This window comes from Paenibacillus pasadenensis, assembly GCF_023715725.1.
GTDB classification, from domain to species: Bacteria; Bacillota; Bacilli; order Paenibacillales; family Paenibacillaceae; genus Paenibacillus_O; species Paenibacillus_O pasadenensis_A.
Genome location: NZ_JAMBOT010000008.1, coordinates 59,793 through 75,473, shown reverse-complemented (window position 1 = coordinate 75,473; position 15,681 = coordinate 59,793). Strand labels below are relative to the sequence as shown.

Below are 15,681 nucleotides of genomic sequence, written 5' to 3'. Positions count from 1 at the left end.
ACGGTGGATGAGGAGGCTTTTCAACGCAGCTTCTGCTTCAGAGGCACACTTAAGCTGAATGTGTTCCGGATTGATCCGCTTTGGCTGCAGAACCGCCGCCAAATTTCATGCTTAGGCTTGCAAAAGCGGCAATCAGAACAATTGCGGCGGACAGGCCGTAGACGGGAACAAGCGTGATCGACTTCATGAGCGGACCCGCCAGAGCGGACCCAATCAGCGTCCCCGCCATGAGCAGCGGCGTAATCGTACCGTTCACACGCCCGATGTAGGCCTCCTCAACCAGCTTCATCATTATCGCTCCAAGCACGATTTGCATGAACGCCGTCATGACGCCGACCATGAAGCGCATGGCAGCCGTTAGATAGACCCAGACGGATAGAGCCTCGACGATCATGGAAAACGACAGGAAGGCGATGCCTGTGAAGATGGCGACACGCGGATTTATTTTTGGACCGAGAATCGCTGCCGCCACGCCCCCAATCAGCATTCCGGCGCCGGACAACGCATAGAACCACTGGACGCTTTCCTTGTCGAGCTGAAGACGTTCGGTCACAATGTAGATGTCCAACGGCCGGACCAAGCCAGATCCAAGCCCGATGCAGGCAAACGTGATCGCAATAATAATTAAGTTCCGATGGCTGCGGATATAGCGGAACCCATCCTTCATATCGTTAAGAATCGGCGGGGAGCTCCGTTCGGGTGAGCGCGGCGAGGGGGGAAGGAAGAACTGGACGGCTGCTGCAGTCAGGAATAACACGATCAGTACGGCCAATGAAAAGGTCAGGCCGAGCGACGAATAGATCAGCGTCCCTATGACCGGTCCTACAATAATGAACAAGGACATGATTCCCTGAGAGATACTGATTGCCGGCGCCAGCAGCTCCTCGGGCACATGTCTCTTGAACATGACGGCCGAGGAAGGCTGAGAGAACTGACTGACGATTGCCGACACGACTGTCGCGGCGAATACGGCCTGCCAAGTCCCCGCTAGCACGAAAAAAAGAATGGCTCCAATCGACAGCGCACTGAGCAGATCGCCTGCTATCATCGTCCGCTTCGGATTCCACCGGTCGGCAAAGGCGCCGCCGATGAAAGAGAATAGAAATATCGGAGCGTATTCCATCACGTTCAGCAGGGAAACGGCGACGGGATCGTTGTTGGTCTGCTCCATCACGTAAAACAGCAGCGCGATATTTCGAACCCAGATCGCGAGCTGCTGAAGAAGGTCGGCGAATGCAACGATCCGGAAAACCCGGTTTGCGAACAATGCTTTCATAATAAAAGCCTCCTTAAGTATTCTATAAACCGACTGTCCGGTCTAGTTAATAGGCAAAAAAAATTATTTTTTCTCTATCCCTTGAAGCAAGATGTCGATTGCAGTCCGATATAAGCCGACAATTCGATCGGTGTCGTATCCATAATAGGCGACACTCAATCCTCCCAGCAGCCCAAACAGGGTAAAGGTTAAATCGTCAAGCGGTACCGAACGAAACTCGCCGTTGCGCATCCCTTCCTCCACCACTTGTTGAATGGCGGGGTAATGCATTCGCGTCAGCTCAAGCAGCTTGTCCCGAATCTCCTGATCGTAGTTTTCGCTGCTCGAAAACTCTTCCGCAGCCCGCAGCAAAGGATTCCGAAAATCCTCGGCGTAATGCTCGGCAAGCCGGTATAACTTCTCGCGTGCCGTATCGAGCGGCTTCTCTATGTCGCGCCACTTGCGGATCCACTCATCCATGGACAGCTGGAGTATGTACAGAAAAAGCACTTCTTTGCTTTTGAAGTGATGGTAGATACTTCCTTTGCTTGATCCCGATAATTGCCGAATCTCATCCATTGTAGCTGCTGCATAGCCTTTGAGCACGAACAGTTCTTTCGCCGTGGCCGCAATGTGACGTTTTGTCTGTTCGCCATGGTCCGTGGATCTCGGCATGTCGTCACTCTCCTTGTTTAAACCGACCGTCCAGTCTAATAAAAGGATAAGGGATTTCTTTTTACTTGTCAACGACTCCGTGGGAAGTGAAGCAGATGATCTTGTATTCATATTTATATGATGTCAAAGTCAAAAAGCCTCCAAACCCGCTCACATGCGGATTCAGAGGCTTTTTTGATATTCAAATCACAGTCTACTTAAACCCCAGCTGCAACGTCCCCGCCTGCTTTACGCTCCTTCGCATACTCGGCCGTCGCCGTGAAAAGCACGTCCGATGAGGAGTTAAGCGCCGTTTCGCAGGAGTCCTGTACGACGCCGATGATGAAGCCGACGCCGACGACCTGCATCGCGATTTCGTTCGGGATGCCGAAGACGCTGCAGGCCAGCGGAATAAGCAGGAGCGATCCGCCGGCGACGCCGGAGGCGCCAGCCGCAGAGATAGCGGACACGACGGACAGCAGCAGCGCCGTCCCAAAATCAACTTCAATGCCAAGCGTATTCACGGCCGCTAGCGTCAGGACGGAGATCGTGACGGCAGCTCCGGCCATGTTGATCGTTGCGCCGAGCGGAATGGATACCGAATAGGTATCCGAATTCAGCTTCAGCTTTTCGCACAGCCGCATGTTAATCGGAATGTTTGCGGCGGAGCTGCGCGTGAAAAAGGCGGTAATGCCGCTTTCCTTCAGGCAGCGAAGCACGAGCGGGTAAGGATTCCGGCGGGTATTCGCGTAAACGATGAGCGGATTGACGACGAGCGCAACGAACAGCATGCATCCGAGGAGCGCGAGCAGCAGCCTTCCGTAATCGAGCAGGGAAGAGAGACCGTTGGTCGTAATGGAGTTGAACACGAGTCCCATGATGCCAAGCGGCGCGCATTCAATGACCCATTTTACGATTTGCGAAATCGCGTCCGAGAAGCTGGATAGCATGTTTTTGGTCTGCTCGCTAGCGCTCCGCAGCGTGATGCCAAGCACGACGGCCCACGCGAGAATACCGATATAGTTCGCGTTCATGAGCGCGTTGACCGGATTGTCTACGACGCTGAACAGCAGCGATTCCAATACATCGGCGATTCCGTCTGGAGGCGTCAAGTCGCCGTCGCCAGTAACAAGCGACAATTTGACCGGGAAAATAAAGCTGGCGATAACGGCGATCAGCCCCGCGAGAAACGTACCAATTCCGTATAAAACGAGAATATGTTTCATATTGGTCTGGCGGCCCTTCTGATGTTTCGTGATCGCCGACATGACGATGAACAGAACGAGCATGGGCGCTACCGCTTTTAAAGCGGATACAAAAAGGGTGCCGAACAACGATACGACCTTTGCGTCAGGGATGATCAACGCCAGTGCGACGCCGACGATAATCCCTACAACAATCCGTTTGACGAGGCTGATTCGATTCCATTTGGTTAAAGCTGTCTTCATGAGTACCCTCCGGTTCAATATGAAAATTCCTTACTCTTTCAAATCTCGAACCGTTCAGCTGCTACCCGCAAAAAACAACAAACGTTTGCATAAATCGCGTTGTCAGTGTCTCTTGCAGGAGCTAAACGGTCGTTTACACGAACTAGACAGGGGAATAGGACGCTATTCCTCAATTTCCACCTGCCCGTACCGTTCTGGACTTTTAAATTTCATTAAGGTTCAGCTCCTTTAATAGGCGATAGCTGTAAATTTCGCCGGAAGCATGAGACAATCCTTGTGTGTTTCTAAAAGTTTAGTCCAATTTCTGGATAACATAACGCTTAATAACTCGCTTTAACTTGTGAATGCTTTACCGAATTAATATATCACATGATTACATTCATTTCTACGAAATATTAATTGTCTATAAATTCTTTCAATACAGATTTTAAATCAATAAACCGATCGATAACGATATCGGCATGAGTTAGCTCGTCCTCTTGGGCAAAATCAAATCTGCAGCCGATGGAGATCAGTCCGTTATCCCGGGCCGCTTTGATATCGGACATTCGGTCTCCGACAACCGCCCCATGGGTGATTCCACCGTTGATCTTGATGAGCTGCACCAAGTCGGATTTATTTTGCGAGCTGATTTGCTCAATGCTGTAGATTTCGGTCACCCAGCGGTCCAGCCGGAAATAATCGTTAATGGCCTTTAAATAGGCGGCCAGTCCGTTGCTTGCGACATACACGGTGCAGCCTGCATCGGTCAGATGCTGCAATACTGCCTCGACATCCGGGTACAACGCGCCTTTTCCGGATTGGATATGGGCTATCAGCCGCTCCAGAAACAGCTCGTTGGCTTGCTCGCGAATTCCGGCGGAATGATCGGGCATAAGGGTCTCCCACACGACCGGCAGCGGCACGCCCATAATTTGCTGATACTTCTCTAACGGCGCATCGCCAGCCCACAATTGAACATTTCGAAAATGAGCAAAGGTGTCTTCAAGCGCAAGTCCGAGTATTTGATTCGTTTGAAATAATGTGCCGTCCATATCAAAAATAACGGTAAAAGACAATTTGACTCCCCCATTAACGATTCATATTAAAAAGAACGCATCCATCTTTATCCAATATAATGAGAGATAGAGTGAACGGCAAATTATCCTTGGAAAGCAGGCGAGGTTATGAATTTGCAGCAATTGTTTCCCGAGCCGATCCGCAGCGTGCAGGCATTGAGCCCCGGTTACGACGATCATGCAAGCGATGTGTGGCTTGTCCAGACCGATACGCAAGAAAACGTCGTACGCGCTTCCCGCATGAAGGGGGAGCCCGATAACGATTTCTGGTGGGGCTGAAAAAGGATATTCGACCTCGATCCCCGCGAGGTGCATCTGCTTGAGCATGTTAATAATAAGCTTAGTGAAATAAGCTCGGTTCCCGTTCCGAGGGTGCTTCATAAGGGCGGTGAGTCCAGACAGTTTATTGTCTTGGAAAAGCTGGAGGGTCGGCGGGTGGAGACCTTCATTAATGCGCCTGCATCTTTATTGCGCAGCTTTGGCAGAGGGATGGCATCTATCCACGCTCATCGCCTGGACTACGCAGGCCACCCTTCAGGGCGGATGAAGTCGATCCGCGCGAGCTTGATTTTATCGGGCTGGAATACATTTTGGACGAGCGTTCCACTGCGGAGTTCAGAGCCGGATACGAATCGCTGCTGCCGATTCCTAACCTGACCGAGTGCCGTTTGCCTTACCGGTACTTTTACCGGTTGCTTTCCGTTCAAGGGAGCGTGAACATCGGGCAGTGGATGAATGCGAAGGTTTTGTTTTAACGCTGTTAAACGTTAAGGATAGGAAAGCACATGAAGTCCAGGCGGATAAAAGTCTGGGCTTCTCTCAATTTTTCGCACATCGCCATATATTCGCCCTGTTGCCCGGCCGATAATTGAGGCACAATGAGCCTAACGAAACGGCAGCAAGCCGCGTGTGCAGCAAGCGCTGCGGAGCCAGGGGGGCGGAACGATGATTGATTCAACGATGACTAAGAAAATAAAAGCCGAGCTTGAGCAGCTGGAGCATGAAGAAGAGGTCAGCATCCTCTATGCCTGCGAATCCGGCAGCCGGGCGTGGGGCTTCCCGTCGCAGGACAGCGATTACGATGTGCGTTTCATTTATGTTCGCCCGGTGGAATGGTATTTGTCGGTGCATCCCGGGCGGGATGTGATCGAGCGGCCGATTAGCGATAGCCTCGACCTGAGCGGCTGGGATCTGCGCAAGGCGCTGCAGCTGCTCGCCAAATCCAACCCGCCGCTGCTGGAGTGGCTGCATTCGCCAGTGAATTATGCGGAAAAAGGAACGGTCATCGCACAGATTCGCGCGGCGGCGCAAGGGATGTACAGCTCCAAATCATGCATGCACCACTACTTGAATCTTGCCACAGGCAACTATCGCAACTACTTGCAGGGCGACCGGGTAAGGCTCAAGAAATACTTTTATGTGCTGCGCTCGGTGTTAGCCTGCCAGTGGCTCATGGAAAAAGGCGGCCTGCCGCCGGTAGAGTTCGAGCGGTTAACAGCGGAGCTGCTGCCGCGCGAAGGGAAGCTGAGCCGAATCATTGAGGAGCTGCTGCACCGCAAAAAAAGCGGCGAGGAACTCGACGACGAACCGCAGATTCCATTTTTGCAGGCGTATCTTGAGGAACGGCTCGCGTATTTTCAACGAATTGCAGCGGGGCTTCCAAGCTCGCCAGGAGTACCGGATCTGCTGCTGGACGGCTGGTTCCGCAAAGCGCTGCGGGAAAGCGCGCTTCATTAACATATAAAGGAGTAGAGTACGAATGGCTTACCAACGAATTGAAAATGTCTCGGTGTGGGGAACGCCGGACGAGGGAGCAATGAAGCAGGCCATTACCTGCGCCAGCCATGGCCGCGTTGTGCAGACGCTGCTCATGGCCGATCATCATAAAGGCTACAGCCAGCCCATCGGCGGCGTAGTCGTCTACGACGGACAAATATCCCCGTCGGGAGTCGGTTATGATATCGCTTGCGGCAACAAAGCGGTGCGGACGGGGCTTTTTGCCCGGGATATTATGCCTCATATCGGGCGGGTTATGGATGAAATCGCGGCGCAGATATCGTTTGGCGTCGGGAGAATCAATGACGAAAAGGTCGATCATGAGCTGTTCGACGATCCGGACTGGGCGGTGTTTCGCGCCATCAGCGTTAAGCAGCACGATACGCTGAAAAAACTGGCTCGCAGCCAGCTTGGCACGGTCGGAAGCGGGAATCATTTTGTCGATCTGTTTGAGGAGCCGGAGACGGGACGGCTTTGGGTGGCGAACCATTTTGGCAGCAGAGGCTTCGGGCATAGAACGGCTAGCGGGTTTTTGAACCTCGCTGCGGGAAGGGGCTTTATGGACAAGGCTCCAGGGGAAAGCATGGACCAGCCGCCGGTGCTGCTGGAGCTCGCCAGCGAGACGGGGGACATGTACGAGCGCGCTATGCGTCTGGCTGGCCGTTACGCTTATGCTGGCCGCGATTATGTCATGGGCAAGGTGCTCGGCATCCTCGGCGCGGAGGCGGACTTTACGGTTCATAATCATCATAACTTTGCTTGGCGTGAACGCCATGGCGGCAGGGATACCATTGTGGTCCGCAAAGGAGCGACGCCTTCGGCGCCGGGCCAGCTTGGTTTTATTGGAGGCAGCATGGGGGATATATCCGTCATCGTGCGCGGCAAAGATACGGAGGAGAACCGTGATGCCTGCTGGAGCACGGTGCACGGAGCAGGACGTGTGATGAGCCGCACTCAGGCGGCCGGGAAAATGAACTGGAAGACGCGCCGCCGCAGCGGCGGCGAAATTAGCGAGAAGCGGATGTTTGATGCGGTGCGGGAGTACGGCGTGGAGCTGCGGGGCGCGGGCACGGACGAGAGCCCATTCGTTTACCGCCGGCTGCGGGAGGTGCTGGACGCGCATTCCGAGACGGTGGAAGTGCTGCATACGCTGAAGCCGATCGGCGTCTGCATGGCGGGAGCAAATGAGTATGATCCTTACAAAGATTGAAAATATTTCATGATCTTCCGATAGATAAGGAGGGCCTGTTAATCCGGGCTCGTATTCAAAGACAATCGGAGGATGAACATGAAAAAAACGTTATGGGCTGCGACTGCGGCGCTTACTCTGCTGCTGACAGCATGCGGTAGCCAGAACGGCTCTAATGATGCGGTGTCCGGTGCGGACAACTCCGCCACAGCCGAGGCAAGTCCGGCGTCTAGCCCGGCGGCGAGCCCGTCTAACAAGGACATTGAAGTGGATAAGGGCCTGCTGAAGCACGAGATTACGCTTCCGGCTGCTTTTTTTGAGGGCCAGGATATCGACGCGGTGCTGGAGCAAGCGAAAAAAGATGGAGTAAACGAGGCGGTCAAAAACGCGGACGGTTCCGTTACCTATACGATTTCAAAAGATAACTACAGCAAAATGCTGGATGAAATGAAACAAGGGATTTTGAAGTCCGTGGAGGAACTGAAAAGCGGAACTACTTTTAAATCCGTCAAGGATGTAAAGCATAATGACAGCTTGTCCGAATTCACGCTTATCGTGGAGCAGGAAGCCTATGAGGGCAGCTTCGACAGCTTTGCTGCAGTAGGCCTGGCTTTGCCGGCAATGTACTACCAGCTGTTCTCAGGGGCGAAGCCGGATGCTTATAACGTAACAATCAAGCTGCAGGATGAAAAGTCGGGCACTGAGTTCAACAAGCTGGTTTACCCCGATGCGATGAAAAAGTAAGCCGGCCTGTTCCTGATTCACCTATCGTCCAATTATTACGGCCTGCCAACCTGTTACTGGGGCGCAAAAGGATGATAGGTTTTTTATTTTCCGTCTCGGGGGAATTTTCCTGTGATTCTCTTCGTTTTAACTCCTGACAGAACGAACGGAACGATGTACAATTAATTCCATCGGCACTTGGGGCCGCTAACTAAAATTGAAATTGAGGGGAGAGTCTTACCAATGTCTAGCCCGCTTAAATTCCGTGATGACGGAACGTTTAAGATCGTTCAGTTCACCGATATGCATTGGCAGAACGAAGATGAAGAAGACCAGATGACCAAAGCTTTGATGGAGCAGGTGCTGGAAGCGGAAAAGCCCGATTTTGTCGCATTTACGGGAGATATTATTTATGGTCTTGGCTGTCCCGATCCTTTGGAAGCGCTTCGACAGGCGGTCGAGCCGGTCGTTTCCCGGGGTATCCCTTGGGCGGGCGTGCTGGGTAACCATGATGCCGAGAGAGGTACAAAGGCCAACCGCGAGGAAGTGCTGCAAGGGCTGATTGCTATTGAGGGCAGCCTCACAAGGCATACGCCTGGTATTTCAGGATTTGGCAACTATGAAATTGCGGTTCAGGGCCGGGACGGCAGCACGGCCAGCGTGCTTTATTTCCTCGATACCGGCGATTACTCGCACATCAGCTCGGTTGTGCCGGGTTACAGCTGGCTGCGCCATGACCAGATCGACTGGTACCGCAAAACATCCAAAAGCTACACGGAGAATAATGGCGGAACTCCGCTCCCATCGCTGGCGTTTTTCCATATTCCGCTTCCCGAGCACGACGAAGTATGGCAAAAAGGCGGCTGCCGCGGTCAACGGCATGAGGATGTATGCTGCGGTAAGGTCAACTCCGGCTTTTTCGCTGCTATGGCGGAAGCGGGCGATGTGACAGGTGTGTTTACCGGACATGATCATGTCAACGACTACGCGGGCACGCTGTTTGGCATTACGCTCAGCTACGGACGAGCTACAGGTTATCATACGTACGGCAAGGAAGGTTTCCCGCGCGGCGCAAGAATCATTCAATTAACGGAAGGTCAGCGCAACTATGATTCCTGGCTGCGTCTTGATGATGGCACAGTGGACCTGCAAGAGCTGCAAGAGGAAAAAGAAAGCTCGTTGTCGGAAGCCTAAACGCAGTAAAACGAGCAGCTGGATCGATTTTTATGGAATCGATACCAGATGCTCGTTTTTTTTTTCATTCCAACTTGTCTAGGACTTTCTAATCAAATCTATGGATTCAGACCTACGGAATTGATATGATCATATCGACTTATCGTTTTAAACCAAACGTTGAGGCATGTCGGCCAATGAAGAGATGAAAGCAGCGGCTGATTAGATGGGGGTCATATTTTGCAGAAGGCGATAAACCAACGACAACTAGTTATGCTGGCTTATCATTTGACCGGTTCCGTTGCGGAGGCAGAGAGAATAGGGAAAGAAGAAGCGGGCCGGAAAGTGGCGGAAACAGATTATTGTCCGTATCAAGCTGTTGTTGAGCAGTGTTTGGCGGTATATGAGGCATCCCGCTGCAGCCGTGCACAGTATTTTGGGGAATGGCTGCCGGAGCCGCTGGCGTGTTCGGCGGGTAATACGGGGTTAGCAGAGGAAGCGAATTCAGCGGTACCTGATGCGAGCATGCTGTCCTATGCAAAGCTTGCGCAGCTGGAGCTTCTGAATCTGGAAGAACGCGCCGCTTTTATACTGACAGAGGCGTTTGAACTGGAGCTTGACGCGATTAGCAAAATGATGCGGAGAAGCGAGGCGCATTGCCGGCTTCTGCTGCAAACGTCCGTTTCCAAGCTTGGCGTAGATGCCGGATGCGGATGGAAATCACCGCTGTATTCGCCTGCTGCTGGCGAGCAATGGATTCAACGCTTTTTGGCGGCTGCCGAAAAAGGACAGCTGGAAAGCGTTCTTGATATGCTGGCGGAGGAAGTCGTCTGTTCGTCCGATGGCGGCGGAAAGGTGTTTGCGCCTGTGCAGCCGATTACAGAACGGGAACGGGTTGCTTGTTTCCTGATCGGGCTGCTGCGGCGACTGCCTGAATTCCAGCATAATGCTCAGGTGGAGCTTATGTCGCTGAACGGCGAGACAGGTGTTGTTGTCCGCTCCGATACTGCCGTTGAGGCGGCGTTTATGATTCAGCTGAATGCGGATTTAATGCTGTCCCGGGTTTTCATCATGCGCAACCCGGATAAGCTGCAGCGTCTGAAGCGTTAAAAATTCGATGAAAAAAATACAAGCCTGGAGAAGCGTCTATGAGCAATTAGAGGGTCAACCTTTGATGCAGCGGGCGCTTTTTTGCGTGCTTTTATCTAACGCCGTGCTGCAATGCCGGCAACGCATGAAACCATCCTTTACAGCGCACGGGACGCTGCGTGGATGGTTTTTTTGCCTGGTGCATGCTGCTGCAGATGAATAATTATACGACGCCTTGTGCGATCATGGCGTTAGCTACTTTTTTGAAGCCGGCGATATTTGCTCCCGCCACCAGATTGCCCGGGAAGCCGTAATCTTCAGCTGCTTCAAGGCTGCTGCGGTAAATCTGCTGCATAATTCCTTTCAGCTTGCTGTCAACTTCCTCGAAGGTCCAGGAAAGGCGCATGCTGTTTTGGGACATTTCAAGCGCGGACACGGCAACTCCGCCGGCATTGGCTGCTTTGGCCGGACCGAACAGCACGCCTGCGTTGAGCAGCAGGTGAACGGCATCCAGCGTACAAGGCATATTAGCGCCTTCAGCAACAGCCAGCAGGCCGTTATTTACGAGCAGCTGTGCGGACGCTTCGTCCAGCTCGTTTTGCGTAGCGCATGGCAGCGCGATTTCACAAGGCACGCTCCAGATGTTGGTGCTGCCAGTACGGTAAACAGCGCCAGGATGATGGTTGACGTAATCGCTGATGCGTCCGCCCTCTTCGAGCTTGATGCGCTTCACTGTATCGAGGTTGATGCCATCCTCGTCGTAAACATAGCCAGCCGAGTCGCTGCAAGCAACGACGATGCCGCCGAGCTGCTGAACCTTTTCGATGGCGAAAATGGATACGTTGCCGCTGCCCGACACGACTACTCGGCGTCCGCTAATTTCCAGACCGCGCGAAGCCAGCATTTCCTCCACAAAATAAATGCAGCCGTAGCCGGTTGCTTCCGTACGTCCGAGGCTGCCGCCGTATCCAACGCCTTTGCCGGTCAGAACGCCAGGCTCATTGCCGCCGCGAATCCGTTTGTACTGTCCGAACATGTAGCCGATTTCCCGCGCTCCGACGCCGATGTCGCCAGCCGGTACGTCTGCATCCGGGCCGATGTATTTATACAGCTCGGTCATGAAGCTTTGGGAGAAACGCATGATTTCGAGATCGGATTTGCCTTTAGGGTCGAAGTCCGAACCGCCTTTGCCGCCGCCGATCGGCTGGCCGGTCAGCGCGTTTTTGAACGTTTGCTCGAAGCCAAGGAATTTGATCGTGCCCGCAGCAACCGTCGGATGGAAGCGGAGGCCACCCTTGTACGGGCCAAGCGTGCTGTTGAACTGAACGCGGAAGCCGCGGTTCACCTGTACCTGGCCTTTGTCGTCGACCCAAGGCACGCGGAACGTAATCAAACGCTCCGGCTCAACGAGTCTCTCCAGGATGGAGTGCTTGCGGTATTCGGGGTGTCTCGCAATAACGGGCTCCATGCTTTCGAGGAATTCCCGAACCGCCTGATGGAACTCCGATTCCTCCGGATTACGTTTGATAACTGTCTCATAAACGGACTCAATATATTCCCGCACTTCTGATTCGGTAACGACCGCTTGGCTCAAGTTCAAAACCCCTTTTTTTGGTGTTTGTATTCATCCGCCTAAACTTTGCACTATTATATCTACAGGACAAAGAATCTTACCAATACTAATCTTTTTTACGGTTGATAAAAATTATTTATGATGCATAAAAATACCACCCGCTTCAGCAGAAGCGGGTGGTATTTTAGGTGAGGCAAATCCTCTATATTGCTCAGAAAATGGGTCGAAAAAAGCGCTGGTGACTACAGCAGCTCTCTGCGAAGCTCTTCCGGAGATTTCGGGGAAAGCAGGCCGAACGGAATGTCATAAACGGTCACAGCGCCGGTTTGTCCCTGCTGCTTGAGACGGTAAGCTGCACGGGCATAAGCGACCAGAACGCTTGCCGTGAATTCGGGATTGCTCTCGAGCTTCAGGCTGAATTCAACGAGCTGTTTGGTGCCGTCGCCGGTCTCGCCGCTGCGGATAACAAAGCCGCCGTGCGGCATGCCGTGATGCTCCTCGGCAAGCTGCTGCTCGGTAATGAATTCTACGGTTGTGTCGTAATCGGAGAAGTAGTTAGGCATGGAAACGATCGTTTGACGGATTTCTTCCAGGTTTGCGCCTTCCTCGGCTACGACGAAGCATTGACGCAAATGTTTCTCGCGCGTTTCCAGATCCGGCGTTTCTCCGCCGCGGATGCGGTTAATGGCAGCTCCGACCGGAACGGTGTACTGAACGCCAGCTTTAACGCCGGCTACACGGCGGATGGCATCGGAGTGGCCTTGGCTTACGCCTTTGCCCCAGAACGTATACGTTGTGCCCTGCGGCAGAATGGATTCCGCCAGCAGGCGGTTCAGGGAGAACAGACCCGGATCCCAGCCCGTGGAGATTACGCCTACGTTGCCGCCGCTTTTTGCGGCCGCGTTTACTTGCTCGTAAAACTCAGGAATTTTCGCATGGGTGTCAAAGCTGTCCACCGTATTGAACATAGCGGCGATAACCGGCGTTTGCTCCGGAAGATCTGTTGCGGATCCTCCGCACAAAATCATGACGTCAATGCGGTCCCGATATACTTCCGCTCTGGAGATGGTCTCGAACAGAACCTCTCCGGCTGCGGATTGCATCGCTTCCGGCTCCCGGCGGGTGAATACAGCCACAAGCTCCATATCTGGGTTTTGCTGGATCGATTTGTGAACGCCTTTACCCAGATTGCCGTAGCCTACGATACCGACTCGAATTGTTTTGCTCATTGGTGTTGCCCCTTTCTATGTTAGCCTTGTCTGCTGACTGGCCCTAACTAGGAGGATAGAACAGCGCCGGAGTGGAGTCAATGTTAAGATGGGAGTTGCAAAAAGTAGGCAAAGAAGGCTAGTCGGTTAACAATGGCAACTTGCTAGATTTTAAGAGCCGGATAACGTTACCAAATTGCGGAGAATATGCTATACTTCCCTAATAGTTTGTCGCTGTGCAGCGCTGTATGAGGAGGGTATGCCATGTCAGGTTTACTGGACAACCGTGTTGTCACCCAGATCGGTCTGCTTGTCCACGACATCGAGAAAACAAGCCTGGCGTATGCCGATTTTTTCGGAATTCCCGTTCCGGGCATCGTCGTCACGGATGCGCCCGAGCTTGCGAGAACAGAGTATAACGGGGTGCCTAGCCCCGCGCGCGCCAAGCTGGCCTTTATGGACATGGGCTCGCTGCAGCTGGAGCTGATCCAGCCGGACGAGAACCCTAGCACCTGGCGCGCTCATTTGGACGAGCATGGGGAAGGCGTCCACCATATCGCGTTTGAAGTTAAAGGCATGAAGGATAAGATCAGCCTGCTGGAAAGCCGCGGTTTCCCGCTGCAGCAGAAGGGCGAATACTCCGGAGGACGTTATGCGTATCTGGATACGCTGCCGCAGCTTAAAGTGATCGTCGAACTGCTGGAAAACGATTAATCAGACCATTAGAACGGATAATCGGAGGAGGATATTGACGATGAATCTTTTAATTACGGGAGCGGGGCGCGGCTTAGGGCTGGTGCTGGCCGCCGAGGCGCTGGAGCGCGGGCATTACGTGCTGGCAGGGATGCGGAACCCGGATCAAGCGGGAGACGCCTACCATGAGCTCGAACGCCAGTTCGGAGAAAGGCTGCAGGCCGTTCAGCTCGATGCGTCCGATGAGGAAGGCATTGCCTCGTTGGCGGCGGAGTTTGCCCGCGACGGGCGCACGCTCGGCTCCATCGTGAACAACGCTGCGGTGCTGGAGGGACAGAGCTCGTCAATCGAGGAGCTGGACTTCCGCGATATGGAGGTTTCCTTCGACATCAACCTGTACGGCCCGATGCGGGTTGTCAAACATATGCTGCCGCTGCTGCAGGAGCCGAATGCGTCGGTAATCAACATCTCCTCAGAAGCCGGAAGTTTGACGAATGCCTATCCCGGCAATTATCCGTATACGATTTCTAAAACCGCGCTTAATATGTTCACGAAAAAGCTGAGCGGCGTTCTTAAGGAGCGCGGCGCGATAGCGCTGAGCGTGCATCCCGGCTGGATGCAGACCGATATGGGCGGCAAGAACGCAACGCTTGATCCGCGCGAGAGCGCGCGGGGAATTATGGATCTGATCGAGCGTAAAATCGAGCCGAACAGCAGCTTCCAGTTTGTCGACCATGTCGGGCGGGAAATGGAAATATAGAGGGAGCGAGGCCGAATGACAACTGCTGATCGAGCTCCGGCGCTGGAGCTGCGCCGTTTTCGGGGAGCGCTGCTCGGCTTGGCCGCTGGCGATGCGCTAGGAACGACGGCGGAATTCCAGCCGCCGGGAAGCTTTCCGCCAGTGACGGATATGATCGGCGGAGGCGTATTCCGGCTGGAGCCGGGCCAATGGACGGATGATACGTCCATGGCTCTCTGCCTGGCGGAAAGCCTGCTGCAGAGCGGCGGTTTTGACCCCGCCGACCAGCTGGAGCGGTACCGCCGCTGGTTCCGCGAAGGTTACTGGAGCAGCACGGGCGATTGTTTCGACATTGGCAATGCGGTGAGAGGGGCGGTTATGCGCTTCGAACGGACAGGCGACGGCTGGAGCGGATCGGATGATCCGATGCAAGCGGGCAACGGCTCGATTATGCGGCTTGTCCCGGCCGTGCTTTTCGAGGCAGGCATTCCGGAAAAGGCGATCGGTTATGCGGAGCAGAGCTCCCGGACGACACATGCCGCTCCGGAATGTCTTGATGCTTGCCGGCTGATGGCAGCTATTTTGCTGGGAGCGCTGCATGGCTGGAGCAAAGAGGAGCTGCTGCGGGAGGATGCCTTCGACCGCTGGCTCGGAGCCAAGCCGCTGACTCCGAGAATCGAGGATATCCGGCGCGGCTCGTATAAACTAAAACAGCCGCCGGCGATTAAAGGAACCGGCTACGTCGTAGACTCGCTGGAAGCTGCGTTATGGGCTTTCGCCGGCAGCAACAGCTTCGAGGAAGGCGCGCTGCTGGCCGTCAACCTGGGCGATGACGCCGATACGACCGGAGCGGTGTACGGCCAAATTGCCGGAGCGTATTACGGCGAGGCCGGAATTCCGTCCCGCTGGCTGCAGCTGCTGGCGCGCGGCGAGGACATCCGCGAGCTGGCGGATGGTCTCTACCGCCATGCTACGGCGTAGGTGAACAATAGGCTGTCCTTGATGGACAGCCCTGATTTGCAAGAAAACCCCCGCGGATCGCGGGGGTTTTTCGTATGGATGAGTAGGTATGGATGCAGAGCTCTAAACTCGGTTATGCAGGA

Annotated in this window: 14 protein-coding genes and 1 pseudogene; 9 read left to right on the top strand and 6 right to left on the bottom strand. The window is 53.9% G+C overall.

Going from position 1 to position 15,681, the window contains the following annotated elements; genetic code table 11:
- Positions 1-49: 49 nt before the first annotated feature.
- The 4 genes from M3223_RS17885 to M3223_RS17870 all read right to left on the bottom strand — a co-directional run bounded on the left by M3223_RS17885 (position 50) and on the right by M3223_RS17870 (position 4,415).
- Complete coding sequence (locus M3223_RS17885; protein ID WP_251564057.1) at positions 50-1,276, bottom strand: MFS transporter; 1,227 nt, start codon at positions 1,274-1,276, stop codon at positions 50-52.
- Between the two features lie 63 nt (positions 1,277-1,339).
- On the bottom strand, positions 1,340-1,930 hold the full coding sequence (locus M3223_RS17880; protein WP_251564055.1) for a TetR/AcrR family transcriptional regulator: 591 nt from the start codon (positions 1,928-1,930) through the stop codon (positions 1,340-1,342).
- A gap of 197 nt (positions 1,931-2,127) precedes the next feature.
- Positions 2,128-3,357 (bottom strand): serine/threonine transporter SstT, encoded by a 1,230-nt coding sequence (gene sstT, locus M3223_RS17875; RefSeq protein ID WP_251564053.1) that lies wholly within the window; start codon positions 3,355-3,357, stop codon positions 2,128-2,130.
- 395 nt (positions 3,358-3,752) lie between these two features.
- Complete coding sequence (locus tag M3223_RS17870; RefSeq protein WP_251564051.1) at positions 3,753-4,415, bottom strand: HAD hydrolase-like protein; 663 nt, start codon at positions 4,413-4,415, stop codon at positions 3,753-3,755.
- 108 nt (positions 4,416-4,523) lie between these two features.
- On the opposite strand from M3223_RS17870, the pseudogene M3223_RS17865 reads away from it, so the two are divergent.
- The 6 genes and pseudogenes from M3223_RS17865 to M3223_RS17840 all read left to right on the top strand — a co-directional run bounded on the left by M3223_RS17865 (position 4,524) and on the right by M3223_RS17840 (position 10,386).
- A pseudogene (locus M3223_RS17865) lies at positions 4,524-5,170 on the top strand (hypothetical protein).
- Positions 5,171-5,360: 190 nt separating this feature from the next.
- Positions 5,361-6,152, top strand: a complete 792-nt coding sequence (locus M3223_RS17860) for a nucleotidyltransferase domain-containing protein (RefSeq protein WP_251564049.1) — start codon at positions 5,361-5,363, stop codon at positions 6,150-6,152.
- A gap of 22 nt (positions 6,153-6,174) precedes the next feature.
- Positions 6,175-7,401, top strand: coding sequence for an RtcB family protein (locus tag M3223_RS17855; RefSeq protein ID WP_251564047.1), 1,227 nt, complete (start codon positions 6,175-6,177; stop codon positions 7,399-7,401).
- A 78-nt stretch (positions 7,402-7,479) separates the two neighbouring features.
- Entirely contained in the window at positions 7,480-8,124 is a 645-nt protein-coding gene (locus M3223_RS17850; protein WP_251564045.1) for a hypothetical protein, read from the top strand.
- A gap of 222 nt (positions 8,125-8,346) precedes the next feature.
- Positions 8,347-9,297, top strand: coding sequence for a metallophosphoesterase family protein (locus M3223_RS17845; RefSeq protein WP_251564043.1), 951 nt, complete (start codon positions 8,347-8,349; stop codon positions 9,295-9,297).
- Positions 9,298-9,516: 219 nt separating this feature from the next.
- Positions 9,517-10,386: a hypothetical protein gene (locus tag M3223_RS17840; protein WP_251564041.1), complete on the top strand. Its 870-nt coding sequence runs from the start codon at positions 9,517-9,519 to the stop codon at positions 10,384-10,386.
- 202 nt (positions 10,387-10,588) lie between these two features.
- Here the strand turns inward: M3223_RS17840 and gdhA are convergent, their stop codons facing one another.
- Together gdhA and M3223_RS17830 are read right to left on the bottom strand one after the other, a co-directional pair.
- Positions 10,589-11,965 (bottom strand): NADP-specific glutamate dehydrogenase, encoded by a 1,377-nt coding sequence (gene gdhA, locus M3223_RS17835; protein WP_435368026.1) that lies wholly within the window; start codon positions 11,963-11,965, stop codon positions 10,589-10,591.
- 215 nt (positions 11,966-12,180) lie between these two features.
- Positions 12,181-13,167: a diaminopimelate dehydrogenase gene (locus M3223_RS17830; RefSeq protein ID WP_251564036.1), complete on the bottom strand. Its 987-nt coding sequence runs from the start codon at positions 13,165-13,167 to the stop codon at positions 12,181-12,183.
- A 243-nt stretch (positions 13,168-13,410) separates the two neighbouring features.
- On the opposite strand from M3223_RS17830, the gene M3223_RS17825 reads away from it, so the two are divergent.
- From M3223_RS17825 to M3223_RS17815, 3 genes are read left to right on the top strand one after another with little or no spacing between them, the layout of a single operon-like run.
- Positions 13,411-13,860, top strand: a complete 450-nt coding sequence (locus M3223_RS17825) for a VOC family protein (RefSeq protein ID WP_251564034.1) — start codon at positions 13,411-13,413, stop codon at positions 13,858-13,860.
- Between the two features lie 40 nt (positions 13,861-13,900).
- Positions 13,901-14,599, top strand: coding sequence for an SDR family oxidoreductase (locus M3223_RS17820; protein WP_251564032.1), 699 nt, complete (start codon positions 13,901-13,903; stop codon positions 14,597-14,599).
- A 15-nt stretch (positions 14,600-14,614) separates the two neighbouring features.
- Complete coding sequence (locus M3223_RS17815) at positions 14,615-15,559, top strand: ADP-ribosylglycohydrolase family protein (protein WP_251564030.1); 945 nt, start codon at positions 14,615-14,617, stop codon at positions 15,557-15,559.
- Positions 15,560-15,681 lie beyond the last annotated feature (122 nt).

Excerpts from the sequence above, each read along its gene's own strand:
- M3223_RS17850 (WP_251564045.1), top strand. The coding sequence starts at position 7,480 with ATGAAAAAAACGTTATGGGCTGCGACTGCGGCGCTTACTCTGCTGCTG.
- M3223_RS17855 (WP_251564047.1), top strand. The coding sequence starts at position 6,175 with ATGGCTTACCAACGAATTGAAAATGTCTCGGTGTGGGGAACGCCGGAC.
- sstT (WP_251564053.1), bottom strand. The coding sequence starts at position 3,357 with ATGAAGACAGCTTTAACCAAATGGAATCGAATCAGCCTCGTCAAACGG.
- M3223_RS17880 (WP_251564055.1), bottom strand. The coding sequence starts at position 1,930 with ATGCCGAGATCCACGGACCATGGCGAACAGACAAAACGTCACATTGCG.
- M3223_RS17860 (WP_251564049.1), top strand. The coding sequence starts at position 5,361 with ATGATTGATTCAACGATGACTAAGAAAATAAAAGCCGAGCTTGAGCAG.
- M3223_RS17820 (WP_251564032.1), top strand. The coding sequence starts at position 13,901 with ATGAATCTTTTAATTACGGGAGCGGGGCGCGGCTTAGGGCTGGTGCTG.
- M3223_RS17825 (WP_251564034.1), top strand. The coding sequence starts at position 13,411 with ATGTCAGGTTTACTGGACAACCGTGTTGTCACCCAGATCGGTCTGCTT.
- M3223_RS17830 (WP_251564036.1), bottom strand. The coding sequence starts at position 13,167 with ATGAGCAAAACAATTCGAGTCGGTATCGTAGGCTACGGCAATCTGGGT.
- M3223_RS17885 (WP_251564057.1), bottom strand. The coding sequence starts at position 1,276 with ATGAAAGCATTGTTCGCAAACCGGGTTTTCCGGATCGTTGCATTCGCC.
- M3223_RS17845 (WP_251564043.1), top strand. The coding sequence starts at position 8,347 with ATGTCTAGCCCGCTTAAATTCCGTGATGACGGAACGTTTAAGATCGTT.
- M3223_RS17815 (WP_251564030.1), top strand. The coding sequence starts at position 14,615 with ATGACAACTGCTGATCGAGCTCCGGCGCTGGAGCTGCGCCGTTTTCGG.